This window comes from Mesorhizobium sp. M1D.F.Ca.ET.231.01.1.1, assembly GCF_003999155.2.
Lineage (GTDB): Bacteria > Pseudomonadota > Alphaproteobacteria > Rhizobiales > Rhizobiaceae > Mesorhizobium.
Genome location: NZ_RZOZ02000067.1, coordinates 1 through 428, shown reverse-complemented (window position 1 = coordinate 428; position 428 = coordinate 1). Strand labels below are relative to the sequence as shown.

General features: G+C 65.7%; 1 pseudogene. It reads left to right on the top strand.

Annotated elements, in window-relative coordinates:
• Nucleotides 1–428: pseudogene (locus EN874_RS32285) on the top strand (strictosidine synthase); the annotation flags it as partial.

Here is a 428-nt window from a genome sequence, read left to right as displayed (position 1 = left end):
CAAGGCCACAGTGCCGGTGCTGGACCATCTGCCGGCCTATCCCGCCCGCATCGCGCCGGCCTTCAATGCCGGCTCTTGGCTGACCTTCTATTCGGTGCGCAACCAGCTGGTGGAGTTCATCCTGCGCGAGGAATCCTACCGCAAGCGCATGCTGGCGGAGGTGCCGGAGGCCTTTTGGATGGCGCCCTCGCTCAGCTCGTGGCGCGACTATCGCGAGCCGATGCAGGGCAGCCAGCTCAAGCAGATGAATGTGCTCAAACCTTACGCGGTCACCAGGTCCTACGGGCTGGTGGTCCACTGCGACCACAACATGAAGCCGCTGTCGAGCTTCCATTCGCGCGCCGACGGCACGGTGCACGGCACGATCAGCGCCTGCGAGCTTGACGACGACCTGCTTGTCGCCTCGCGCGGCGGGTCGCGGATCGTGC